The following is a 23,058-nucleotide window of genomic DNA, read 5'->3' as shown; positions in this document are numbered from 1 at the left end:
GTCGGCACCCGGAGGAGGCTCGCGGCCCATGGGCGTACCCCGCGCAGGGACGGTGGTGATCGCCGGAGGTCTCGCCGTACTGCTGCTGGTCACCACGGCCGGGTGCAGACGGTCGCGTCCGTCACCGACACCGACCAGCGGCACGGCGACTGTCGGCCTGACGGTCAGCGCGTCGCAGCCGTCGTACCGGGTGGGTGAGCAGATCAGCCTGCGGCTGAGGCTGGTCAACAACCGCGACGCCGAGTGCCAGCTCAGTCGGGTGCCGGACGGGGCGGTGACGGTCATGTCGTTGACCCGCGACGGCACGGCGGTGGGGCCCGCGATCGGCGGCGCGGCCTACTACCGGGACATCACCGCGTACCTGACCGAGAACCTGGTACGGGTGCCCCCGCGTGGGTCGGTGGAGCTGACGCTGGGCAGCGACCCGCAGAGCCCGGTCGGCGCGGCGCTGACCACCTCCGCGCCGGACGGGCGGGGCGGGGCCACCGTCACGTGGTGGCCGGTCGACCAACCGGGGGCGTACCGGCTGGTCCTGGGCTACCTGCGAGCGCCGCTGCGCGGTGTGCCGGCGGACGCCTGCGCCGCGACGGCCGAGCAGGGCACTGTCGCGTTCGAGGTGAGGGGCGGGTGACCGGGTTGCGGAGCCGAGTGCGGATGGGCGTCGTGCTGGCGGGCGTCCTGGTGCTGCTCGCCCCACAGGCGGCGTCCGCCGTGGTCAGCGTCAACGACGACCTGCAAGCCGAGTACGCAGGCTGCGTCGGACAGATCCGCGGCTCCGGCAACGGTGCCGTGCTCGACGAACTGGAACGCTCCGGCAAGCAGATCAAGGTGCGTAGACCCATTTTCGGCTCGGAGAGCAGCACCACGACGTACGTCCCGGGTAGCGACGTGCAGATCAACTGGGTGCCGGAGAACGACGGGCGGGCGCTGTCGGAGGAGGGAACGGGTTTCACCGAGGACCAGTGCGCCACCCTGATCCACGAGATGAACCATGCCCTCGACGAGGTGAACGACACCGACCGGGGCCAGTTCTGCACGCAGGGCGGTCAACAGGCCAGCACTGCGGACCCGGCCGAGGTGCACGCGGTGTTGGCGGAGAACGCGTACCGCAAGGCGGTCGGTGTGCCACTGCGCACGACGTACAGCGGTGTGAAACTCCCGTCCAACGGCAAGGACTGCGACCAGCCCAAGCCCCGACCGCCCGGTGGCGGTGGTTGTTCGGTCTCGGTGATCGGCAAGGGTTACCGGTGCGCGAACAGCAACGGCGACCCGCACCTGCTCACCTACGACGGTCTGCGCTACGACTTCCAGGCCGCCGGTGAGTTCGTCCTGACCCGCTCGACGACCGACGACTTCGAGGTCCAGGTACGACAGACGATGTTCCCGGCCAGCTCGGTGGTGGCCGTCAACTCGGCAGTCGCCGCTCGGGTGGCCGGTGACCGGGTCGGCGTATACGCCACACCCGACGGTCCTGCGGTCCGGGTGAACGGCGCCGCGCCGGTGTCCGCTCCGGACGGGGTGAAGCTGCCGCGCGGTGGCACCGTCACCACCTGGGGAGACGGCACTGTGACAGTGCAGTGGCCGGGCGGTGCGCGACTGACCGCGCAGCCGATCGGGGTGTGGGGGCTGAGCGTGAGCGTCAGTGCGCCCACCGCCTGGGCCGGGACGCTGCAGGGTCTGCTCGGCGACCATGACGGTGACCCCGGCGACGACCTGACGGTCCGCAACGGCAAGCGGGTGGCGCAGCCGCCCACCTTCGAGGCGCTGTACCCGGGCTTCGCCGACAGTTGGCGCGTCGAGGCGCAACGGTCGCTGTTCGATTACGAGCCGGGGCAGAACACCGGCACGTTCACCGACCGGCAGTTCCCGGACCGACTGCTCACCGTCGGGGACCTGCCCAACCGGGCCACCGCCGAACTCGTCTGCCGGCGGGCCGGTGTCACCGACCCGCAGATTTTCGCCGACTGTGTGCTCGACGTCGGCCTCACCGGGCAGGTGGCGTTCGCCGAGGACGCCGCCCGCGCGCAGCGCGACGTGCCCGCCGCCGGTGATGTCGAGCTGGAGGTGACCCGGGCCGGCGCCACGGCCGCGACGAAGGTGCCGGGCCGGGCCGGTCAGAAGATCTTCGTGGAGGTACCCGCCGCCACCGTGCCGGATCGCTGCGGCGTGTTGCTGCTGCTCGACCCGCAGGGCCGGCAACTGGCGACCGGCTGTGTCATCTCCGGTGCCGGCTTCATCGACACGACCACGTTGACGGCCACCGGCGACCATCAGGTGGTGCTCGATCCGTGGGATGCCGACCTCGGTCGGGCAACCGTACGGGTCGTTGCGGTGACCGACGAGGAGAAGACGCTCACGCTGGACGGGCCCGCGGTCCGGGCGACGCTCGCCCAACCGGGCGCTGTCAGCCGCCTGGCCTTCGACGGCCGCGCCGGTCAGAAGATCTTCCTCCAGGTCACCGACGCCACAGTGCCGGACCGGTGCAACCTGCTGCGCCTGCGCGACCCGGCCGGTGAACAGGTGACCAGCGGCTGCGTGATCGGCGGCCAGGGACATGTCGACGGGTTCGTCCTGCCGGCCACCGGCCGGTACGTGCTGGAGGTCGACGGGACCTCCACCGACACCGGCTCGGCGGACGTGCGGCTACGCGACGCTCACGACGAGGAGGCCGACAGCGTCGCGGACGGCCGACCCGCCACCCTGACCGTCAGCAGACCGGGTGCGGTGAGCCGGCTGAGGTTCACCGCCGACGCCGGTCGTCGCGTCACCGTCGTGGTGACTGCCGGGAGTCTGCCTGACCGGTGCGGCATCCTGCTCCTGACCGGCCCGGACGGCGACCCGATGGGCAGCGGCTGCATCATCGGCGGGACCGGCCGGTTCGAGACGGGTCCGCTGCCGAAGCGCGGCACGTACACACTCGTTTTGGACCCGTGGGCCGACGAGACCGGCTCGGCGACGGTCGCCGTCCGTCAGATCGGTTGAGCCTGCCGTCTGCCGGCCAGCCCGCCCCCGACCGGGCATCGGTCGGGGACGGGGCCGTTGAGCGTCCTTCGCGCGGGCAGTGACCTGACGTCGCGGTCGGCAACCAGGTCACCGGACGCTAGGCGGACCACCACCGTGGTGTCAGCTGGTGCTACAGATCGTGCCGTTGAGGGTGAACGCCGTGGGCAGCACGTTCGGCCCGCCGTACGCGCCGACGAAGCCGGCGCTCACCGTGCCGCCGGCGGCGATCTGTCGGTTGTCGGTGGTGGGCGTGACCCGCACCGCGGTGCCGACCTGTTCCCAGGTGGCGCTCCAACCGCTGCTCACCTGTTGCCAACCGGTGGGCCAGGTCCAGGTGAGCGTCCAGCCGTTGATCGGGCTGGACCCGTTGTTGATGATCTCGACGCCACCGATGTAACCGTTGCCCCAGTCGTTGTTGGCGCTGAAGCGGACGGTGCACGTACTGGCGGCAGGGCTGCCAGTGGCGAAGGTGAGCGGCGGTGAGGCCCAGGAGACCCGCCCGGCGGTGTCGCGCGCGAGCACGTTGACTGTGTACCTGCCGCCCGGCACGAGGTTGTCGACGGTGAACGAGGTGCTCGTCGTCTCGCCGACCTGCTCGCTGACCGCGCCGAACTGCCGGTGCACCTCGTACTTGGCGATCGGGCTGGCGCCCGGGGCGGACGCCGGCCAGGTGATCGTCGCGGCGCGGTCGGTGACGCCGCTCGCGGTCGGCTGGCCCGGTGCCGTCGGCCGTCCGGCGGTGGTGCCGGCAGCACGCAGCACGAGCGTGGTCAACGAGTACGCGGGCAGTGTCCGGCTGGTCGCCGAGCCGGACTGGCTGGTGACGATGCCGGTGGCCCCGTTGGTGAGGGTGGACACCGTCGGCGCGACGGTCGACGGGGTGAACCCGGAGTAGTCGATGGTGACCGGGTGGTCGTTGTCCGGGTCCTTGTTCACCAGCAGCACGGCGAGGTCACCGTTGCTCCGGCGGACGGCGTGGGCGGTGACCAGAGGCTCGTCGGTGCCAGCGCGAACGAACTGGTCGCCGGTCTTCGCGAAGAGCTTCATCATGCTCAGCCCGTGGTACGGCGCGAACGGTGTGTTCAGCGGCGGTTGACAGACCGAGCCGTCCTCCGTGCAGGCTCCGCTGGAGAGCATCCCGAAGTCGCCGTAGTCGGTCTGACCGGCCACCTGCGTCACGGTGCCCATGCCGTTGTGCACGTTCCACCAGTGGGCGGTGAAGACGCCGTTCTCCAGCAGACCGCTGTAGACGTCGGCGAGGAACAGCGCCGCCGGTTGGGTGTTCCGGCCGGCGTCGACGTTCAGCTCGGTGAAGCTGATGCCGATGCGGTCGGCGTTCGGGCCGGCGTACCGGGCGAGCTGCTGCCGCAGCAGGTAGGTGGCGTCGGGGAGGTGGTTGACGCGGGCCAGCGACTCGGCGGCGGTGCCGCCCGGGTACCAGTGCACGTCCACGAAGTCGATCTTCGGGCCGGCGATGGAGAGCACTGTCTGGTTCCACGGGCCCGGATCGCTGCCGGCGGTGATGGCGTCCGGCCAGTTGCCCGGCATGGTCAGCACCGCTCCGACCTTGATGCTCGGGTCGACAGCCTTCATCGCGTCGGCGTACTCGACGACCAGCCTCGCGTACTGTGTGGCGCTCTTGTCGGGGTGGTCGTCGGCCTCCCACGCGGACCCGTAGTGGCCGTTGCCGTAGTTCTCGTTGCCGACGGTCCAGTACCGCGCGCCGTACTTCTTGGTGACGTTGGCGTACCGCACCCAGTCGGCTGCCTCGGCGGGCGAGCCGGTGCCGTAGTTCGCGATGATCATCGGCTGCGCGCCGACGCGCCGGACCGCCGCCATGAAGGTGTCGAAGTCGGTCCCCGGCGCGACGTAACCGCCGGGCGCGGTGTGGTCCTTCCAGTGGTAGATGTCGGCGTACGAGCCGCCGGGGTAGCGCATCATCTGCACACCGGCATCTCTGAGCAGGTCCGACGTCTCGGGGGTGCCGAGGTTCGAGTCCCAGATGGCGTGGTTGACGCCGAGAGCGGTGTCCGGCACCCTCGCCAGTCCCGCGCGGGTGTTGACGGTCACGGTGACCGGGTCGGCCGCCGCGCTGGCGGTTGGTGGGTTGACGCCCGCGAGCGCGCTCGCGGCGAGCAGCAGGCCCGCCAGGAGTGCTGCTCGGGTCTTCGGTTTACGCATGGGCGGGGTTCCTTCGCGCAGAGGAGCCGCCCGACCGGTCAGGGTGCGAACCGGTGACGGGCGATCTCGTGGACGGCAGACTCGGGTTGGTCCATCGCTCGTGTCACCGCCCCCCGAGATCACCTCTGGATCCCGGCTGCCCAGTGGACGGACGTCAGCCCCGCGCGCGGCTCTTCATCGACGTACCACAATGGCACTGTCGGTTGGACAATCTCAATACGCGTCAGACGTCGTCTTCGCCGCGCCCGGAACGACGCCTGCGGACACTCACGGCAGCCGGGAACGTTACAGCTTGACGAACGGCATGTTATCGCTCACAGTCGATGCGAGGCGGTCAGCGTCCGCGGCTCACCGGGAGGCCCTCGCTGGTTCGACCTCAGTGGTCAGGACGTCCCCGGGGCAGGTGGACGTCGCATCAGGATCCGTCAGCAGCCGCCGGTGACGCGCGGTGGACGTCGCGCGCCCCGGGGCCACCCTGGCGCCGTCGTCGATCCGCCTGCGCCGGACCGCCGTGCTGCCGCCGGGTCCCCGACTCACGACAAGAGGAACCGCCGATGAGATCAAGGATCGCACTGCTGGCCGCCACGCTGGCGACGGCCCTGGCGACGATGACGGCAGTGGTCACGGTCGCCACCCCGGCGTCGGCCGCGACGCTCACCCAGGTGACCAACTTCGGCACCAACCCGACGAACCTCCAGATGCACCTGTACGTGCCGGACCGGGTCGCGGCCCAGCCGGCCCTGCTCCTCGCCCTGCACTACTGCACCGGCAGCGGTCCGGCGGTGCACAGCGGCTTCGGCCTGAGCACCCTCGCCGACCGCTACGGCTTCATCGTGATCTACCCGTCGGTGACCCGGAGCAGCAAGTGTTGGGACGTCTCGTCACCGCAGGCCCTGCGGCGCGACGGCGGCAGCGATCCGGTGGGCCTCAAGTCCATGGTCGACCACGTGCGGAGCCGCTACCCGGTCGACGCCAACCGGATCGGCGTGGGTGGGTTCTCCTCCGGCGCCATGATGAGCAACGTCATGGTCGGCCTCTACCCGGATGTGTTCCACGCCGGGTTCAGCTCCTCCGGGGTTCCGTTCGGGTGCTTCGCCACCACCAACGGCGCGGAGTGGAACAGCGAGTGCTCCGGCGGCCGGATCGTCAGGACCGGGCAGCAGTGGGGTGACCTGGTCCGCAACGCCTACCCCGGTTACTCAGGCAAGCGTCCTCGGTTCCAGATCTGGCACGGCACCACGGACACCACGCTGAGCTACGTCAACTTCGGCGAGCAGATCAAGCAGTGGACCAACGTGCTGGGCGTGTCGCAGACCCCCAGCTTCACCGACTCCCCGCAGGCCAGCGCCACCCGTACCCGGTACGGAGGCACCGGCGGCACGGCGCCCGTCGAGGCGATCAGCTTCCAGGGGTACGGCCACTCCATCCCGTTCGACGCCGCGCAGGCCATCCGGTTCCTCGGCTTCGACACCACGAGCCCCACCACGCCGCCACCCGGCGGCACGTCGGCGCCACTGCGCAACGCGGCCGCCAACCGCTGCCTCGACGTCCCGTCGCGGTCGCAGACCAACGGCACCCAACTGACGTTGTGGGACTGCAACGGCGGCACCAACCAGCAGTGGACGTCGACCGCCGCGAAACAACTCCAGGTGTACGGCACGAAGTGCCTGGACGCCGAGGGCGCCGGAACCTCGCCCGGCACCCGGGTGATCATCTGGGACTGCAACGGCGGCACCAACCAGCAGTGGAACGTCAACACCGATGGCACGGTGACCGGCGCACAGTCCGGCCTGTGCCTGACGCCCAACGCCGCCGGAACCGCCAACGGCACCCCTGCGGTCCTGTCGAGCTGCAACGGCTCGAACAGCCAGCGGTGGTCCCGAAGCTGACGCGGTGACCGACGGCGGCGTACCCCGTCGGTTGTTCGTGCGGGTGTGCGTCCCGCTGCTCGGGCCCGGACTCCGAACAGCGGGACGCAACCCGGCGGCCAGGGCCGGGATCGACGGTCGCCATCAGGGCGGCCCAGCTGTGGGCCACTGCTCAGCGGTGTGCGCTGGGCAGGTGGGCGGGCCGGTCGTCGTCGTCGTCGCACGACTGTCCCGGCTGCTGCGGTGCCCTGGAATCCCGGTGGCCGTTCACGCCTCGGCCGCGTGGCGCGCGGGTCGCCCGGTGGTGGTCTCGGGCCGTCTCGCGCCGGCCACGTGCCACCCGCCCCACGCCACGATCGTCATCCGTCACGCCTCGGGCCAATGGCGACAGCTCCGTCACGGCGGCCTGAGATCGGTCGAGTATCGACGACTGTCCGTCACGTTAGCGTTAACAGTGAGCAATTGTCCATAGACGATCGATGACTCGGCTACGGCATCAGGTCGACAGCGACGCCGACGACAGTCGTGAGCGCGGGCCGAATAGCCTTGCGGCATGCGGGGACGATTCGGCGCGGCCAGACGCTGGTACGGGGAGCATCCGTTGGTCCGTCGTACGGTCCTCGCGCTCGTGGTGGGGATCGTGGTGCTGACCGGCGGCACGGTGGCCAGCGTGACGTGGATCCGCGACACCGCGGAGGGCCACCTCTACGGCGAGTCCGAGGTGCCGGACGCCCCGGTCGCCCTGGTCCTGGGCACCAAGGTGGACGCCGACGGCACGCCCTCACCCGTCCTCGCCGCCCGGTTGGAGATCGCCCGGCGGCTGTTCGACGCCGGCAAGGTGCGGGCGATCCTCGTGTCCGGCGACAACATGAACGCCGACTACAACGAGCCCGCCGCGATGCAAAAGTGGCTGGTGGAGCGGGGCGTACCAGCGAACAAGGTGGTGCCGGACTACGCCGGCTTCGACACGTACGACTCGTGTGCGCGCGCTGAGCGGATCTTCGGGGTGCGGCGAGCCACTGTGGTGACCCAGACCTTCCACCTTCCGCGCGCCGTGGCACTGTGCCGCCGCCTCGGCATCGACGCCAACGGCGTGGGCGACGACAGCGCGAAGCGGTACGCCCAGACGTGGTGGTTCAGTTCGTACCGGGAGAACGGCGCCTGCCTGAAGGCAGCGCTGGAGTTGCTCTCCGGTCGGGATCCGGCGCACCTCGGCCGTCGGGAGACGGGCGTCGACGACGCGTTGCGCGTCGACTAGGCATGGTCACGAGCGCCTTGGTGCGGCGCTGTCGCGGACGATGAGTTCGGTGGCGAGTTCGACACGGGGGCTCTCGGTCCTCTCGCCGCTGGCGAGGCGCAGCACGGTCCGCGCGGCCAGCATGCCCATCTCGGCCAGGGGTTGCCGGACGGTGGTCAGCGGTGGCGAGCACCAGCGCACCTCCGGCAGATCGTCGAAGCCGACCACGCTGACGTCGTCGGGCACCCGCAGACCCCGTTTACGGACCGCCTCGTAGACGCCGAGGGCCATCTGATCGCTGGAGGCGCAGATGGCGGTGGGCGGGTCGGGCAGGGCCAGCAGTTGCGTACCCGCTGTGAAGCCGGCCTCGTGGTAGAAGTTGCCGGGGCGGATCAGGGCGTCGTCGATGGGGATCCCGGCGGCGCCGAGGGCGGCCCGGTAGCCGTCCATCCGGGCCCGGCTGCACATGAGGTGCGGCGGGCCGGCGATGAAGCCGATGCGGCGGTGGCCGAGGCTGATCAGGTACTGGTTGGCGCTGAGGCTGCCCGCCCAGTTGGTGGCGCCGATGGTGGGTGACTCCTGCGGGTCGACCCCGGCCGGGTCGATGATGACGACCGGCAGGTGGAGCCGGCGCAGCTCGGCCTGCAACGGTGGGTTCACCATCGAGGTCACGAAGATGATTCCCTCGGTGGACCGCGTACGCATGTTGTCGAGCCACTGCTTGGCCGAGGAGATGCGCCAGTGGATGGCCGACACGACGGTGCCGACGCCACTGGTCTGGCCGACGTCCTCCACCCCACGGATGATCTCCACGGCCCACGGGCTGTCCAGGTCGTTGAAGACCAGATCGATGAGGGCGGCGTCGGTACGCCGTGACGGTGAGCGGCGGCGGTAGCCGTGCCGGTTCAGTAGCTCCTCGACGCGTTCCCGGGTGTCGGGGGCGACGTCGGAGCGGCCGTTGATGACCCGGGAGACGGTGGGCACGGAGACTCCGGCCAACCGCGCGATCATGGCGATGGTGACGTTTCGGCCGTTCTCCGTGCCCACGGTCCCCCCTGCGGAGCTATGGATCTCCGAAACTTTCAATGCTTCGCCGGTAATGCCGATCGATGGCCGGCACGCTACGAGCTGTTGTCCCAGCGGTCAAGACCTCTGTCCTATTGCGAAAAGAGCGGCTAGCGTAAGCAGGGCCTCCAGTGATCCAGGACCGCGATTTTCCGGAAGTTCCAGACAGCCCGTCCAGAGGAGTGCTCGTGTCGACCGACATCGCTAACGTGGCGACCGCTATCCGGTCGATCCGCAATCCCATCCTCGCCGGCTTCCACCCGGACCCGTCGATCCTGCGCGTCGGCGACGACTACTACCTGGCCACCTCGACCTTCGAGTGGTATCCGGGTGTGCTCGTGCACCACTCGCGTGATCTGGTGAACTGGCGCAGCCTGGGTGGGATCATCACCGACCGGCGCCTGCTCGATCTGCGCGGATGCGGCGACTCCAACGGAGTGTGGGCGCCCGACCTGACGTACCACGACGGTCAGTTCCACCTCGTCTACAGCGACGTGGCCAGCTTCGCCAGCGGCTACTGGGATCCGCAGAACTTCCTGGTCACCGCAGAGTGCATCACCGGCCCCTGGTCCGATCCGGTGAAACTGCACGGGCGCGGGTTCGACGCGGCGCTGTTCCACGACGACGACGGCACCACCTGGCTGCTGGGCATGAGCGCGGACTGGCGGCCCGGCCGCGACCGCTTCGGTGGCATCGAGATCCAGCAGTACGACCGTGCCGCACGCCGTCTGGTCGGCAGCCCCCGCATCGTGTTCACCGGCTCCCCGGCCGGGGTCACCGAGGGTCCACACCTGTACCGCCACGACGGCTGGTACTGGCTGATCACCGCCGAGGGCGGCACCAGTTGGGAGCACCAGGTCACCGTGGCGCGGTCCCGGGAGCTGTTCGGACCGTACGAGGTGGACCCGGACGGGCCACTGCTCACCTCCTTCGGGCGGCCCGACCTGCGGTTGCAGAAGGCGGGGCACGGCAGCCTGGTCCACACGCAGAACGGCGAGTGGTACATGGCCCACCTGGTTGGTCGCCCGTACTCCCCGCTGGGCAACTGCGTGCTGGGTCGGGAGACAGCGATCCAGCGGGTCGAGTGGCCGTCGGGCGGCTGGCCGCGCATCGCCGGAGGGGTGCCGGCGGACGATGTCGTCGCACCCGACCTGCCCGCGCACCCCTGGCCGGCGGAGCCCGAGACGGACCACTTCGACGCCCCCGAGCTGGGCCGGTGCTGGTCCACGCTGCGTCGGCCGGCCACTCCGGACTGGGTCGACCTGCGCACCCGCCCGTCGTACCTGCGGGTCCACGGCGGGCAGTCGCCGGTGGGTCGACAGGCACCCAGCCTGGTCGGGCGGCGCGTCGGCGCAAGGGAGTGCTCGCTGGAGACCGTTGTGGAGTTCGCACCGGCCGACCACCGTCAGCTCGCCGGGATCACCGCCTACTACAACACGCTCAACTGGCACCACCTCTACCTGACCCGGGCCGACGACGGCCGGACGGTGCTGGAGCTGCTCAGCTCCGACAACGGGCGGCGCACCGCGTACCCCGAGCTGACCGTCGATGTCGACGGTGTCACCCGGGTCGGCCTGCGGGCCATCTTCGACGGGCCGGCGGTGCGCTTCGACTACGACCTCGGCGCCGGTTGGCAGCGGCTACCTGTCGAGCTGGACGCGACCATCCTGTCCGACGAGCACGCCGCGCTGATCATCGACGGTGAGCCGGCGGCGTGGGGCTTCACGGGGGCGTTCCTGGGCCTGTGGGTACAGGACCTGGGTGGAGACGGCGTGCACGCCGACTTCGACCTGGCCACCTACCGGGAACAGTGACCACGCGGACGGCACTCGGCGGGTGCCGTCCGCGTGCCCACTCCTCCTACCTGGCCTGAGCGGCGACGGCCCGCAGCTGGCCGAGAGTGGTGCGGAACCCGCGGCCGGAGGCGGCCGGGTCCTCGGCGTTCAGGCCGCTGACGGCCATGGTCTGCGAGCGGGTCGTGGCGACGGCCTCCGCGCCGGACCCGTTCAGGTCGAACACGCCGAAGTCGCCGCTGAGCGTCCGGAACGTCGAGGCCGCCGGGTCCTGGGCGAGGTAGAGCACCACGACCTGGCCGGCCTCGAGCTTCGACATGTGCGCCATGTCCGGCACACCGGCGGGCAGCTGGGCGAGCGTGATCCGCGCCCCGGCCCGCACTGTCGATCCGGTCGTCGCACTCAGCACCTCGTCGACCCGGAATCCGGTCTCCTCGACCTCACCGCGTACCACCAGGTCCGCGGTGTCGCTGAGCTGCCGCACTGTGGCGTACCCACGCAGCTTGCCCTTGATCGGCGGGGGCGCGACGTCCGTCGGCGTGGCGGCGCTGCTCGGGGCGGCGCTGCTCGGGGCGGGCCCGGCGGCCCGGTCGGCGTCACCGCCGCTGCCGCAGGCGGCCAGGGCCGCGACGGACAGCACGGCGGCGGCCGTGGCCCACAGCGGCCGGGTACGGCGAAGGTCGACTGCCATGGAACGCTCCTCGCGTCTCGGTGCCGTCCCGGGCCGTCTCGCTCGGAACGCGGCACTGCTTACGCCTTCTATCTGTGCGTCCCGGGCACCGAGTTCCATTTTTTTTGGGCTCGGCTTTTCGGGGGTCAACGCCGCTCGCGCGCGAGCTGACGAAGCTCGGCAAGCGTGGTGACGAACGCGCGACCCGCAGCGGTGGCGTCCTCGCTACGCAGACCGGTCACCGCCATCGCCGGTGACCGGCTGGTGGCCGTTTCCCCGGCGAGGTCGAAGATCCCGAACTCCCCTCCGAGCGGGTGGTAGACGCGCCCAGCCGGGTCGACGAGGCCCAGGTAGAGGACGCTCGGCCGGCCGGCCGTCCCGGCCAGTTCGGCGGCCACGATGATCTCGGTGGGCACCGGGGCGGCCGGGGCGCGGTACAGCACCTCCGCCACGCGGTAGACCGCCCGCCCGTCCGTCACCGACGCCACCTCGCCGCGGACCACCAGGTCGGCCGTGTCGGTGAGTTGGCGCACGGTGCCGTACCCACGATTCTTGGCGGCCGTGCCCGGCGGCGCCGGCCGAGCGGCCGGGCGGGTCGCCTCGGGTGACGGGATCGCGGCCGGGGGCGCGTCGCCGGACCGGCTCGCGATCCCTCCGCCGATCCCCGCCACCACCAGGACCAACGCGGCCGCCGCGAGCGCGGGCCGCGACGTCACGAAGGCCCTTCTTCGGGTACGCGGCTCCTGCGTGATCGCCGCGAGCAGGCGACGGCGGTGCACCTCGTGCCGGCCCTCCGGCAGGTCCTGGTAGCCGGGGTGGGGGGCGATCCTCGCCCACTCGGCCGGGTCCGGCGCGCTCACTGGCTGCCCTCCCGTGCGAGCGAGGTGTCCACGATCGGCGGTCGCGCGGCGCGCGGTGGCGCGTCGACGAGGGTACGGAGCCGGGCGCGGGCCCGCGACAGCCGGGAGCGCACCGTACCGACCGGAACACCCAGCGCCTCCGCGGCGGACTCGTAGTCGAGGCCCTCCCACAGGCACAGGGTCAGCACCTCGCGCTCGGATCGACGCAGCCGGGCGAGCGCGTCGATGGCGGCGGCGATGCGGCGGCTGTCGTCGAGTCTGCCGGCGACCTCGTCGGCGTGGTCGGGCAGTGTGAAGTCGGAGGCGAGCAGCGCGGCGGCCACCCTGCGGTAGCGACGGTTGCTGCGGGCGTGGTTACGGGCCTCGTTGGTGGCGATGCCGAGCAACCAGGGACGCAGCGACCCACCCTCCTCGGTCACCCGCTCCCGGGAGCGCCAGGCCTGCAGGTACGTCGCGGCCATGACGTCCTCCGCCGTGGCCCAGTCGGCGGTCAGCCGGAACGCGTGGTTGTACACCGAGCGCGCGTACGCGTCGAACAGCTCGGCGAACGCGCCGGGGTCACCGGCTCGTACCCGAGCGCGCAGACTCGACTCCATGACCATCTTCTGTCCGTCGGACGGTGCTGGTTCCGACGGACCGGCCCGTTGATCAGTTACGGCCCGACGATAGCCACCGGCAGGTACGTCCCGCCAACGACGGGATGAACAGAGGCCGTCACGCCTCGCGGTCGTCGATTGACGGCGAATCGACGTACTGGTATCTGTTAATACAGTTTCCTGATGCTTGGCCCGGCGCGGCAGTTCGGCGCCGTAGGGCACCGCGCACCGACCGGCTGGCGGCACGCCGCCCCTTCCCCGAGGAACACCCATGGTTCACAAAAAAACAGCCGCCTACGTCGTGGGCACCCTGCTGATCGGCGTCGCCGCCGTCGGCTACGGCCTGCCCTCGGCGAGCGCCGCGACCGCCGGCCCGATCACCGGCCTGGGCGGCAAGTGCGTCGACGTCGCGGGCGCCAGCTCGGCCAACGGCACTGCCGTCCAGCTCTACGACTGCAACGGCAGCGCGGCCCAGACGTGGACCGTCGGGAACAGCGACAACTCGATCCGAGCGCTCGGCAAGTGCCTCGACGTCACCGCCGCGTCGACAGCCAACGGCGCCAAGGTGCAGCTGTACGACTGCAACAACACCGGCGCGCAGAAGTGGACCGCCAGCAACGGCGCGCTCGTCAACACCGCCTCCGGCAAGTGCCTCGACGTCACCGACCGGAGCACCGCCAACGGTGCCCGGTTGCAGATCTGGACGTGCGGCGGCACCACGAACCAGCGGTGGACCCTGCCGGGCGGCGGCACCCCCACCACTCCCCCGCCCACCACCCCGACCGGCACCAACCTCGACGACCCGGCGAAGAAGGACGTCGCCATGCAGCTCGTCTCGGCCGCCGAGAACTCCTCACTCGACTGGCGCGCGCAGTTCTCCTACATCGAGGACATCGGCGACGGGCGCGGCTACACCGCCGGCATCATCGGCTTCTGCTCCGGCACCGGCGACATGCTCGAACTGGTCGAGGCGTACACCCGCACCAAGCCGGGCAACGTGCTCACCGGCTACCTGCCGGCGCTGCGCAACGTCAACGGCACCCCGTCACACTCGGGCCTCGACCCCAACTTCCCCCGCGACTGGCGGACCGCAGCCAACGACTCCGTCTTCCAGGCCGCCCAGGAGGCCGAACGCGACAGGGTCTACTTCAACCCATCGGTACGCGACGGCAAGAACGACCAGGTCCGGGCGCTCGGCCAGTTCGCCTACTACGACGCGGCGGTCATGCACGGGTACGAGGGCATGCGCCAGATCCGCAGCCGCGCCCTGAACCGGGCCAAGCCGCCAGCCCAGGGCGGCGACGAGCGGACCTGGCTGAACGCCTTCCTCGACGAGCGGGTCCTCGAGATGAGGAAGGAAGCGGCCCACTCGGACACCTCCCGCGTCGACACCGCCCAGCGGGTGTTCCTCAACAACGGCAACTTCAACCTCAACACGCCCCTGACGTTCGCCGTCTACGGCGAACAGTTCCGCATCGGCTAGCTCGCTGAGTGGTGGCGGGGTCGCCGTTCGTTTCGCCGACGGCCCCGCCACCCGGCGCTTACGGCAGGATCGTCCGGGTGCCAGCCGGAGATCTGGCACCTTCACTGCCTGAGGAACGTGTCCACCGCCCGGCGGAAGTCGTGCGGGTTTTCGACCCACGGAAGGTGGCCGGCCCCGGCGAGGCTCACCCGCTGGCTGTTGGCCAGAGCGCGGTGCAGCGAGTCGACGGCCCAGCGGGGCCGGATGTCCTCGGTGCCGTCGATGATCAGCACGGGCAGGTCGAGCGCTCGGCACTGCTCGGCCATGTCGAATGTGCTGAGCTCTTGCTTGACCTCGGCGTTGACAGCCTGGTTGCACTCGCGGTTGATGCCCAGCCACGGCGTGGCCATGCGATCGGCGTTGCGCAGTGCCGTGCCGTGGTCGGCGAAGTCGGCCGACCACTGCAGTACCGCCCATTCACGTTCCTCCGCGGGCGTGCGGTCGCGCGCGCTGAGGGCCTCCCATCGACCCAGATGAGGCCCGAGCCGCAACCGCAGATTGCGCTTGTAGTGCGGGTGCCAGCCGCGATCGGCATCAATGCCGGTCCCGGATACGTAAATCAGATGGCTGACCCGTTCGGGGTGTTCGATGGCGTACCGCAACGCCAGGTGTGCACCCCACGAATGGCCCAACAGGGCTGTCCGAGGACCGGCCAACTGGTCACGTACCGCGTCGAGATCGGCCACGAAACGGGCGATGCCGTACGGTCCACGCCGCTCGGAGCGCCCACAGCCGCGCTGATCCCACCGGATGGTGCGGGCATGCTCTTCGAGCAGCCGGGCTACCGGGGCGAGATAATCCCACAGACCCGGACCCCCGTGACAGAGCACCAGAGGCGGCCCGGCGCCGGCCTGATCCGCCCACAGACGGCAGCCGTCGTCGCCGCGCACGCCCGGGTCCATATCGCCAGTATCGCGTGGCGACTTGACCTCAAGCTCGGGTGAGGTCCTAGCCTCCAATATCGGAGGTAATGCATGAGCATGGAATTTGCCGCGTGGACGTCTCTGCACCACGCGATGAACGCGCAGGACGAGCGACCGCTGTCCCGCGCCACCTTGAAGCGGATCGCGCAGTTCGCACGGCCACACCGCGCCTTGATCGTCAGGTTCCTGCTGCTGAGTGTGGTGACGGCGGTCCTCACTGTGGCGGCACCCGTTCTCGCCGGTCGGGTGGTCGACGCGATCGTCGACGGCGCCGACAGCGGCGTGGTGATCCGGTTGGCCGTCCTGATCGCCGTGATCGCCCTCGCCGAGGCCGGGCTGGGGCTGGTGACGCGATTTCTCTCCGCCAGCATTGGTGAAGGGCTGATCGTTCAACTGCGCACGGCTGTGTTCGACCACGTACAGCGCATGCCGGTGGCCTTCTTCACGCGGACCCGCACGGGCGCACTGGTCAGCCGCCTGAACAACGACGTCATCGGCGCGCAGCGGGCTTTCAGCGACACCCTGTCGAGTGTGGTCGGCAACGCCGTCACGCTGATGCTGACGTTGGCCGTGATGCTCACCTTCTCGTGGCAGATCACGCTGCTGGCGCTCGTCCTGCTGCCCATTTTCGTTCTTCCGGCCCGGCGGATGGGTTCGAGGCTCGCCCAGTTGCAGCGTGAAGCGGCCGAGCACAACGCGGCCATGAGCACCCGGATGACGGAACGTTTCTCCGCACCCGGTGCCACGCTGGTCAAGCTGTACGGGCGGCCGGCCGAGGAGTCCGCCGAGTTCGCGGCTCGGGCACGCCGGGTCCGGGACATCGGCATCCGCGCCGCGATGCTCCAGTGGGTCTTCATCACCGCGCTCACCGTCGTCGGCTCGCTGGCACTGGCCCTGGTCTACGGGCTGGGTGGTCTCTACGCCCTACGGGGCAGCCTCGACGCCGGGACGGTCGTCGCTCTCGCGCTGCTCCTGTCGCGGCTCTACGCACCGCTGACGTCGCTGGCCAGTGCTCGGGTCGAGGTGATGAGCGCGCTGGTGAGCTTCGAGCGGGTGTTCGAGGTCCTCGACCTCAAGCCGCTGATCCTCGACAAGTCCGACGCCCGACCCCTTCCGGAGGGGCCGGTCGCGGTCGAGTTCGACGGGGTCCGGTTCGGTTACCCGTCAGCGGACAAGGTGTCGCTCGCGTCCCTGGAGGACGTGGCAAAGCTCGATACGCGCGGCGGTGAGGAAGTGCTGCACGGGGTGTCGTTCCGCGCCGAAGCGGGGCAGATGGTGGCGCTCGTCGGCTCCTCCGGGGCGGGCAAGTCGACGATCGCGCAGCTCGTGCCTCGCCTGTACGACGTCGAGGACGGCGCGGTGAAGCTGGCCGACGTCGACGTCCGTGAGCTGTCGGCCGAGTCGATCCGGGCGGCGTTGGGCGTGGTGACCCAGGACGGGCACCTCTTCCACGAGAGCATCCGCGCCAACCTGGCGTTCGCCCAGCCGGACGCGACCGAAGACGAGATGTGGGAGGTGCTCCGGCGGGCCCGCCTCGACGACCTGATCCGCTCTCTACCCGATGGGTTGGACACCGTCGTGGGCGAGCGCGGATACCGCCTGTCCGGCGGGGAACGGCAACGGCTCACCATCGCGCGCCTGCTGCTGGCACGCCCGCGCGTGGTCATCCTCGACGAAGCCACCGCGCATCTCGACTCCACCTCGGAGGCGGCGGTTCAGGACGCCCTCGCCGAGGCGCTGACCGGCCGGACGAGCGTGGTCATCGCGCACCGGCTCTCCACCATCCGGGCGGCCGACCAGATCCTCGTCGTGGAAGCGGGGCGCATCGTCGAACGTGGGCGACACAGTGACCTGCTCGCGGCGGGTGGCCGCTACCACGAGTTGTACCGCACCCAGTTCGCCCAGGAGCAGCCGACAGCACAGGGGCAACCGGCAGCACAGGAGCGACCGACGGTCCAGGAGCAGCGCGTCGCCACATGACGCACGCGGTGGTCGATCCGCCCGCGAGGGACAGTCCGACCACCGCGTCACAGCGCGCCGCCGCTCACCGCAGCACCCGGGGTGAGCGGCGACCGAGCTCATTCGTCGTCGTTGTCGTCGTCAGCGTCGTCGTTGTCGTTGTCGTTGTCGTCGTCAGCGTCGTTGTCATCGTCGTCGACCGGCTCCTGCTCGGCCTTGACCACCGAGCCGTTGTCCCGGTCGACGTCCACCTCGTGCTCGGTGTCGCCAGCGACGATCTCGACGCTCCACACCGGTCGGCCGTTCTCCTTCTCGGCTTCGACCTCGACGATCTGACCGCCACCGGCCTTGGCGAGCGCGATCTCACCGGCGCGCTTCTCGTCGACCGCGCTACCCGCGGGCGCGCTGCCGGTCGACGGCGTACCGGACGGCGTTGCGCTCGACGGCGTACCCGATGGGGTGCCGACTGACGGCGTACCGGTGATTGCCGGCGCGTCGGTGGCGGTCGGCGCGACGGTTGCCGCGGCGAGTGCCGTGCCGCCGGTCCGCGAGTCGTTCGCGGCGTTGACGCCGAGCGCGATCCCGGCCACCGCCAGCACCGCCGACCCGCCGACCGACGCCAGAAGCAGATTGGTGCGCTTCATAGTGGTGTCCACCTTTCCTCGGTTGTCGACTCCGAGGATCGGCCAGATCGGGATAGCAGCGCGCTGTCCGGACGCTAAGGCCGGGTTAAGGCGGTCGAGGGCCGGGTCAGCCGCGCCGGTTGAGTTCGGCTTCCAGCCGCTGGACGAGCGTCTTGCGGTCCTTGCTGGCGCGCTCGTTACGCAGCGCTGTCTTGAGCTGTCGGGTGTCGAGGCCACGGACCAGCTTGGCCGCCTCCGCGACCGACATCTCCGTCATCCGGCCGGCCGTGGTGGCGTCCCGACGCGCCCGTTTGGCCGGTCCGGTGTTGGCGACGTACTGCTTGCCCGTTCGAGAGGCTTCCCGCTTCTTCGTGTCGGTCGCCCGCTTCTGGCTCTCCGACATCTCGTCCCATGCCTTCTTGGGCAGGTAGCGGCTCGTCGTGCCGTCCTTGCGCGCCCGGGCGTCGCCCTCTTTCGTCTGCCACTTCTCGTTGCCCCAGCGCTGGAGCGCCTTCTGCCGTTCGTCCTTTTGACCCAGGAATCCGCCGCCGCGCCGCTTGTACTCCTGCGTGACCAGCTGCGACTTGCGCGCCGACCACTGCCCCGGCTTGCCGCCCTTGTCGGAGGCCTGGATCTCTTCCTTGATCTGCTCTCTGAGCTCGGGTTTCGTATACCGCGCCATGACTGGCAGCTACCCGGCACCGCCGGGCCTATGCGTCCCCCGGCGACGTCGACGGTCCGAGCCGGAGCAGCACCTGCGCGCCGCCGTGCGGGCCCGCCCGCACCTCCAGTCGACCGCCGGCGGCCTGCGCGGCACGCCGGGCGATGTCCAGGCCCAGGCCGGTGGACCCGGCCGCGCTGGCGCCCCGCCGGATCGCCCCGGCGGGCATGCCCGGCCCCTCGTCGGCGACGGTGAGGACCACCTCGCCCGACTCCCCCGCCTCACGGACGAGCCGGACGGTGAACGGCGTCCCGTCGGGGGTGTGCGCGAAGACGTTGCCGAGCAGGGCGTCCACGGCCGCCGTCAGGTTGTCGGCGGCCACACCGACGGGGAGAGGGCCGGGTGTCAGGTCGAGGGTGACGGCCCGGCCGGTGTCCTCGGCCAGCACCGACCAGAACGCGACCCGGTCGGCGACGATCGCCGCCGCGTCCGAGGAGGCCGGTTGTGCCGGTGCGTGCCGCCACCGGGCCTGCCGGATCAGCCCGGTTACCGCGCGTTCGAGCCCGTCGGCGGCGGCGGTTATCCGGGCGGCGTCGTCCGGGTCACGCAACGACTCCGCCTCCAGCCGCAACGCGGTCAGCGGCGTACGCAGCTGGTGGGACAGGTCGGCGACCTGTTCGCGCTCCTGTACCAGGAGCACCTGGATCCGGGTGGCGAGGTGGTTGAGCGCACCGGCCACCTCGCGCAGTTCGGGTGGGCCGGCCGGCGTGACGCGGGCGTCCAGCTCGGCGTTGGCCAGCCGGTGTGAGACGGCCGAGAGGTCGCTGATCGGCCGGACCAGGGTGCGCGCCAGCCGATCGGCGACCAAAAGCCCGATCAGCACGAGGATCACGCCGAGCAGCGCCAGCACCAGCCAGGCCCGGGTGACCCCGGCGGTCAGCTCGTGCTGCGGCACCGCGATCCGGATCACCCCGGTGCCGTCCGCCCGGCCCTGCACGGCGATGACCACCTCCCGGCCGGCCGCCGACTCACCGGTGAGGCTCTGTCCGCGCGCGGCGAGGGCCACCGCGGGCGTACGCGGTGTCTGGGCGCCGAGCACAGTGCCGTCGGGCAGGAAGACGCTCACCGGTCGACCCGACTCCGCGGCGAGTTGCTCGACGGTGAGCCGGATGGTCGCCGCGTCGGCGGTGCCGACCACCGGCACCAGGCTCTGCGCGTCGGCGGTGGCCCGCACGGTGGCCCGGTCCTCGGCGACGGTGCGTACCAGCAACGCCAACGGCACCAGGAACGCGATGAGGGTGAGGACGCTGACCGCGGCGACCAGCAGCGCGAGACGCGCCCTCACGGTTGCGCCGCCGGGGCTTCCAGACGCACCCCGACACCACGCACCGTGTGCAGGTAGCGAGGCTGTTGGGCGTTCTCCCCCAACTTGCGACGCAACCAGGACAGGTGCACGTCGACGGTCTTGTCGGCGCCGCCGTACGGGATCTGCCACACCTCCGTGAGCAGCTCACGTTTGGTGACGACCTGGCCCGGCCGGCCGGCGAGGTGGTGCAGCAGATCGAACTCACGGGGCGTCAGCTCGACCGCGATCCCGTCCAGGGTCACCTGCCGCGCCCGGGGGTCGACGCGGAGCCCGCCGACGACCAGCGCCGGGACCTGCCCTTCGGTGCCGGAGGGGCCCCGCCGCAGCACCGCCCGGACGCGGGCGTCGAGCTGCGCCGCTGTGAACGGTTTGACCACGTAGTCGTCGGCGCCCGAGTCGAGCACCCGGACGATCTCGGTCTCGTCGTCGCGTGCGGTGGCCACGATGACGGGCACCGCGCTGACCGCGCGCAACATCCGCAACAGCTCGCGGCCGTCCAGGTCGGGCAGGCCCAGGTCGAGCACGACGAGGTCGGGTCGGTCCTCCAGCGCGTCGCGGAGCCCGGCCATCGCGGTCGAGGCCGCCGCGACCGCGTGTCCGCGTTCGCGCAGGGCCCGGATCAGTGGGGTACGGATCGTCAGGTCGTCCTCGATGAGCAACAGGCGGGCCACAGCTGGCAGGCTAACCGCTGCCGTCGTCGGTGCGGCGTACGTTAACCACGCCTTAGCGTTCGGATGTGCGAACGACAAGGCCGGATCGGGGATAGTCAGGGGATGGGCCGTCGTTCGATCCTCGTCGCCACCGGGTGGGTGGCGACCGCCGCCATCGCCACAGTGATCGGTCTGGGCGCGATCCGGTTGGTGGGCGAGAGTCTCACCGGCACCCCGGGTGGGGTGCGCAGCGAGGCCGACATCGAGCGGGCGCTCGCCTCACCAGAGCCGGCGCCCACGGCCGGACCGGGCACGACAGGCACCGCCTCGGCCCCGCCGGGCACGACGGGCGCCGCGCCGAGCGCCACCTCCGGGGCCCGCCGGGGGTTCGCCACGGACGGCGGCACTGCCGTCGCCGAGTGCGGCGTCGGCGGCGTACGCCTCGTCTCCTGGGCGCCCGCGCAGGGCTACCGGGTCCGCGACGTGGACCGGGGCCCGGACGACGACGTGGAGGTCACGTTCCAGGGGGCGAATCGGGAGTACGAGTTGAAGGTGCGCTGCATCGGCTCGGAGCCGGTGTCCGTCGCCGACGACTAGCCGTTCTGCTCGCGGTCCGCGTTTCGGCCGAGGGCGACCATGCGCAGGGTCTCCTCTCGACGTCGCACGAGCAGCGCCCCGGCCAGGAAGGTCACCGGCGCGACCAGCACCAGCATCGCCCACTGCGCCGGCACCAGGGGGATGGCGTGCCCCATGTTCATCGTCGAGGTGACCCACCCCGCCAGGGCATTGTCGATCACCAGGGCGAGGGCCGCCACGGGCAGGAGCATGACGACGATCCGTCGGCGTACCTCCGGGGTGAGCGTGACCACCACGATCACCATGGCCGACGCGGCGGCCGCCAGGCCCGCGACGTAGAGCCAGATGACCAGCTCACTGCTCGCCTCAAGGCTGTACAAGACCTGGTAGGACGCCCCATCGGCAGACAAGTCGAAAGTGGGACTGCCCACCCGGTTCGCCACCAACAGCGCGACCATCGCGGTTGGCGCGAGCACCAGTGCCAGCAGTCGGCGTACGCCCAGCAGCGCGATCGCCCGGCGACGCGGCGCCCGCACGGTGAGCGCGGCGGCACCCACCACGGCGAGGGCGAGCTGCGGGAGCATGTCCACCACGTACGTCGGGTTGTCACCGGTCTGCGGGGCGACGAGCGCACCCCAGCCGAGCACGCCGGCCCAGGCCAGACCGGCGGCGAGCCAACGCCACCCGACCAGCAGCGCGGCGCAGACGCCCGCCCAGCCCGCGACGCGCAGCCAGTCGACGAGATCCGGGCCGCTCGGCGCGAACCCGGGCGGTAGGCCTGGCGCACGGACGAGCTGGTTGAGCAGTCCCTTCGCGGCGAGGGCCAGCAGGACGACCCCGATCAGCAGGCCGGTCACCGTCGCCGCGTCGGCCCAGCTCGGCTCGGTGAACCCCCGTGCGCCCACCCGCAGCCGCGCCCGCAATCCGGCGCCGACCAGATTCCGCACGTCGGCGGCGTCAGGTCGACGCTGACCCGGTCGCGCACCGGCGAGGAGCACGGCCAGCATCTCGTCCTCGTACACCCGCCGGTGTTCCCAGGGATAGACGGCCAGCAGTCGCCGGTAACCGCGCTCCAGCTCGTCGCCGCTCACGCCGCACCCCCGTCGGTCAGTAGGCCGCCGCGGCGCAGCCGCACCCGAGCGGCGTCCGCGTTGTGTCGCAGGCGGGCCGCCTCTTCGCTGAGCCGCCGCGCGCCCAACGCGGTGAGGCGGTAGTAGCGGCGCAGTCGGGACTGCACGACCTCCTCGCGCTCGACCTCGATGAGGCCGTCGGCGCGGAGTCGGTCGAGGGCGGCGTAGAGGGTGCCGGCGCGCAGGCGCACCCGGCCGTCGGAGATGCGCAGCACGTCCTCGATGACGGCGTACCCGTGCATGGGCGCCTCCGCCAGCGCGGTGAGCACCAGGAACGTCGGTTCCCGCAGTGGAGCCTCAGCCATGCCAGGGAGCATATACCGACAGGCGGTATATGCAAGGCTGTGAACGGACGTGGCCGGCACGGATCCCCGT

At 71.0% G+C, this 23,058-nt stretch carries 20 protein-coding genes; 8 read left to right on the top strand and 12 right to left on the bottom strand.

The genetic code is table 11. The features are described 5' to 3' along the window. Positions 1-28 precede the first annotated feature (28 nt). Complete coding sequence (locus tag ACLQ3F_RS10055; protein WP_425848134.1) at positions 29-631, top strand: hypothetical protein; 603 nt, start codon at positions 29-31, stop codon at positions 629-631. Then, positions 628-2,982: a VWD domain-containing protein gene (locus tag ACLQ3F_RS10050; protein WP_425848131.1), complete on the top strand. Its 2,355-nt coding sequence runs from the start codon at positions 628-630 to the stop codon at positions 2,980-2,982. Before ACLQ3F_RS10055 ends, ACLQ3F_RS10050 begins: the two co-directional genes overlap by 4 nt. A 141-nt stretch (positions 2,983-3,123) precedes the next feature. Here the strand turns inward: ACLQ3F_RS10050 and ACLQ3F_RS10045 are convergent, their stop codons facing one another. Further along, positions 3,124-5,184: a cellulose binding domain-containing protein gene (locus ACLQ3F_RS10045; protein WP_425848129.1), complete on the bottom strand. Its 2,061-nt coding sequence runs from the start codon at positions 5,182-5,184 to the stop codon at positions 3,124-3,126. Between the two features lie 554 nt (positions 5,185-5,738). On the opposite strand from ACLQ3F_RS10045, the gene ACLQ3F_RS10040 reads away from it, so the two are divergent. Next, positions 5,739-7,073: an extracellular catalytic domain type 1 short-chain-length polyhydroxyalkanoate depolymerase gene (locus ACLQ3F_RS10040; RefSeq protein ID WP_425848127.1), complete on the top strand. Its 1,335-nt coding sequence runs from the start codon at positions 5,739-5,741 to the stop codon at positions 7,071-7,073. Between the two features lie 532 nt (positions 7,074-7,605). Further along, complete coding sequence (locus ACLQ3F_RS10035; RefSeq protein WP_425848124.1) at positions 7,606-8,310, top strand: SanA/YdcF family protein; 705 nt, start codon at positions 7,606-7,608, stop codon at positions 8,308-8,310. Positions 8,311-8,316: 6 nt separating this feature from the next. Here the strand turns inward: ACLQ3F_RS10035 and ACLQ3F_RS10030 are convergent, their stop codons facing one another. After that, positions 8,317-9,300, bottom strand: a complete 984-nt coding sequence (locus ACLQ3F_RS10030) for a LacI family DNA-binding transcriptional regulator (protein WP_387350884.1) — start codon at positions 9,298-9,300, stop codon at positions 8,317-8,319. A 242-nt stretch (positions 9,301-9,542) separates the two neighbouring features. Here ACLQ3F_RS10030 and ACLQ3F_RS10025 point away from each other — a divergent pair, with 242 nt between their 5' ends. Then, a complete protein-coding gene (locus tag ACLQ3F_RS10025; protein ID WP_425848123.1) occupies positions 9,543-11,168 on the top strand; it encodes a glycoside hydrolase family 43 protein in 1,626 nt (541 codons plus the stop codon). Between the two features lie 46 nt (positions 11,169-11,214). Here the strand turns inward: ACLQ3F_RS10025 and ACLQ3F_RS10020 are convergent, their stop codons facing one another. The 3 genes from ACLQ3F_RS10020 to ACLQ3F_RS10010 form a co-directional block, all read right to left on the bottom strand. Further along, positions 11,215-11,838, bottom strand: a complete 624-nt coding sequence (locus ACLQ3F_RS10020; RefSeq protein WP_425848122.1) for a hypothetical protein — start codon at positions 11,836-11,838, stop codon at positions 11,215-11,217. Positions 11,839-11,963: 125 nt separating this feature from the next. Further along, positions 11,964-12,677: a hypothetical protein gene (locus ACLQ3F_RS10015; RefSeq protein WP_425848121.1), complete on the bottom strand. Its 714-nt coding sequence runs from the start codon at positions 12,675-12,677 to the stop codon at positions 11,964-11,966. Next, on the bottom strand, positions 12,674-13,273 hold the full coding sequence (locus tag ACLQ3F_RS10010; protein ID WP_425848120.1) for an RNA polymerase sigma factor: 600 nt from the start codon (positions 13,271-13,273) through the stop codon (positions 12,674-12,676). Before ACLQ3F_RS10010 ends, ACLQ3F_RS10015 begins: the two co-directional genes overlap by 4 nt. A gap of 271 nt (positions 13,274-13,544) precedes the next feature. Here ACLQ3F_RS10010 and ACLQ3F_RS10005 point away from each other — a divergent pair, with 271 nt between their 5' ends. Next, positions 13,545-14,756, top strand: a complete 1,212-nt coding sequence (locus ACLQ3F_RS10005) for a chitosanase (protein WP_425848118.1) — start codon at positions 13,545-13,547, stop codon at positions 14,754-14,756. 101 nt (positions 14,757-14,857) lie between these two features. Here ACLQ3F_RS10005 and ACLQ3F_RS10000 read toward each other — a convergent pair whose 3' ends face one another. After that, entirely contained in the window at positions 14,858-15,697 is an 840-nt protein-coding gene (locus tag ACLQ3F_RS10000; protein WP_425848116.1) for an alpha/beta fold hydrolase, read from the bottom strand. 72 nt (positions 15,698-15,769) lie between these two features. Between ACLQ3F_RS10000 and ACLQ3F_RS09995 the strand changes: the two genes are divergently transcribed. Then, a complete protein-coding gene (locus tag ACLQ3F_RS09995; protein ID WP_425848114.1) occupies positions 15,770-17,698 on the top strand; it encodes an ABC transporter ATP-binding protein in 1,929 nt (642 codons plus the stop codon). A gap of 98 nt (positions 17,699-17,796) precedes the next feature. On the opposite strand, the gene ACLQ3F_RS09990 is transcribed toward ACLQ3F_RS09995, so the two are convergent. From ACLQ3F_RS09990 to ACLQ3F_RS09975, 4 genes are all read right to left on the bottom strand, one after another. Next, complete coding sequence (locus ACLQ3F_RS09990) at positions 17,797-18,321, bottom strand: PepSY domain-containing protein (protein ID WP_425848112.1); 525 nt, start codon at positions 18,319-18,321, stop codon at positions 17,797-17,799. A 106-nt stretch (positions 18,322-18,427) separates the two neighbouring features. Continuing rightward, on the bottom strand, positions 18,428-18,982 hold the full coding sequence (locus ACLQ3F_RS09985) for a DUF5872 domain-containing protein (protein ID WP_355006138.1): 555 nt from the start codon (positions 18,980-18,982) through the stop codon (positions 18,428-18,430). 28 nt (positions 18,983-19,010) lie between these two features. After that, positions 19,011-20,306 (bottom strand): ATP-binding protein, encoded by a 1,296-nt coding sequence (locus tag ACLQ3F_RS09980; protein ID WP_425848109.1) that lies wholly within the window; start codon positions 20,304-20,306, stop codon positions 19,011-19,013. Further along, positions 20,303-20,998 carry a response regulator transcription factor gene (locus ACLQ3F_RS09975; RefSeq protein WP_425848107.1) on the bottom strand — a complete coding sequence of 232 codons (696 nt, stop codon included), beginning with the start codon at positions 20,996-20,998 and terminating at the stop codon, positions 20,303-20,305. Before ACLQ3F_RS09975 ends, ACLQ3F_RS09980 begins: the two co-directional genes overlap by 4 nt. 102 nt (positions 20,999-21,100) lie before the next feature. Between ACLQ3F_RS09975 and ACLQ3F_RS09970 the strand changes: the two genes are divergently transcribed. Next, positions 21,101-21,574 carry a septum formation initiator gene (locus ACLQ3F_RS09970; protein WP_425848105.1) on the top strand — a complete coding sequence of 158 codons (474 nt, stop codon included), beginning with the start codon at positions 21,101-21,103 and terminating at the stop codon, positions 21,572-21,574. Here ACLQ3F_RS09970 and ACLQ3F_RS09965 read toward each other — a convergent pair. Both ACLQ3F_RS09965 and ACLQ3F_RS09960 read right to left on the bottom strand, forming a co-directional pair. Then, positions 21,571-22,644, bottom strand: a complete 1,074-nt coding sequence (locus ACLQ3F_RS09965; protein ID WP_425848104.1) for a hypothetical protein — start codon at positions 22,642-22,644, stop codon at positions 21,571-21,573. The two genes, ACLQ3F_RS09970 and ACLQ3F_RS09965, sit on opposite strands and share 4 nt — an antisense overlap. After that, on the bottom strand, positions 22,641-22,988 hold the full coding sequence (locus tag ACLQ3F_RS09960) for a PadR family transcriptional regulator (protein ID WP_387350031.1): 348 nt from the start codon (positions 22,986-22,988) through the stop codon (positions 22,641-22,643). Before ACLQ3F_RS09960 ends, ACLQ3F_RS09965 begins: the two co-directional genes overlap by 4 nt. Positions 22,989-23,058: the final 70 nt, after the last annotated feature.

The sequence above is a fragment of the Micromonospora sp. DT15 genome (assembly GCF_049841475.1).
GTDB lineage: Bacteria > Actinomycetota > Actinomycetes > Mycobacteriales > Micromonosporaceae > Micromonospora.
The sequence above is the reverse complement of the archived record's forward strand: the minus strand, read 5'-3'. Positions and strand labels throughout refer to the sequence as shown.

Excerpts from the sequence above, each read along its gene's own strand:
- ACLQ3F_RS10005 (WP_425848118.1), top strand. The coding sequence starts at position 13,545 with ATGGTTCACAAAAAAACAGCCGCCTACGTCGTGGGCACCCTGCTGATC.
- ACLQ3F_RS10045 (WP_425848129.1), bottom strand. The coding sequence starts at position 5,184 with ATGCGTAAACCGAAGACCCGAGCAGCACTCCTGGCGGGCCTGCTGCTC.
- ACLQ3F_RS10010 (WP_425848120.1), bottom strand. The coding sequence starts at position 13,273 with ATGGAGTCGAGTCTGCGCGCTCGGGTACGAGCCGGTGACCCCGGCGCG.
- ACLQ3F_RS10055 (WP_425848134.1), top strand. The coding sequence starts at position 29 with ATGGGCGTACCCCGCGCAGGGACGGTGGTGATCGCCGGAGGTCTCGCC.
- ACLQ3F_RS10030 (WP_387350884.1), bottom strand. The coding sequence starts at position 9,300 with ATGATCGCGCGGTTGGCCGGAGTCTCCGTGCCCACCGTCTCCCGGGTC.
- ACLQ3F_RS10040 (WP_425848127.1), top strand. The coding sequence starts at position 5,739 with ATGAGATCAAGGATCGCACTGCTGGCCGCCACGCTGGCGACGGCCCTG.
- ACLQ3F_RS09960 (WP_387350031.1), bottom strand. The coding sequence starts at position 22,988 with ATGGCTGAGGCTCCACTGCGGGAACCGACGTTCCTGGTGCTCACCGCG.
- ACLQ3F_RS09970 (WP_425848105.1), top strand. The coding sequence starts at position 21,101 with ATGGGCCGTCGTTCGATCCTCGTCGCCACCGGGTGGGTGGCGACCGCC.
- ACLQ3F_RS09990 (WP_425848112.1), bottom strand. The coding sequence starts at position 18,321 with ATGAAGCGCACCAATCTGCTTCTGGCGTCGGTCGGCGGGTCGGCGGTG.
- ACLQ3F_RS09995 (WP_425848114.1), top strand. The coding sequence starts at position 15,770 with ATGAGCATGGAATTTGCCGCGTGGACGTCTCTGCACCACGCGATGAAC.
- ACLQ3F_RS10020 (WP_425848122.1), bottom strand. The coding sequence starts at position 11,838 with ATGGCAGTCGACCTTCGCCGTACCCGGCCGCTGTGGGCCACGGCCGCC.
- ACLQ3F_RS10035 (WP_425848124.1), top strand. The coding sequence starts at position 7,606 with ATGCGGGGACGATTCGGCGCGGCCAGACGCTGGTACGGGGAGCATCCG.
- ACLQ3F_RS10000 (WP_425848116.1), bottom strand. The coding sequence starts at position 15,697 with ATGGACCCGGGCGTGCGCGGCGACGACGGCTGCCGTCTGTGGGCGGAT.
- ACLQ3F_RS09985 (WP_355006138.1), bottom strand. The coding sequence starts at position 18,982 with ATGGCGCGGTATACGAAACCCGAGCTCAGAGAGCAGATCAAGGAAGAG.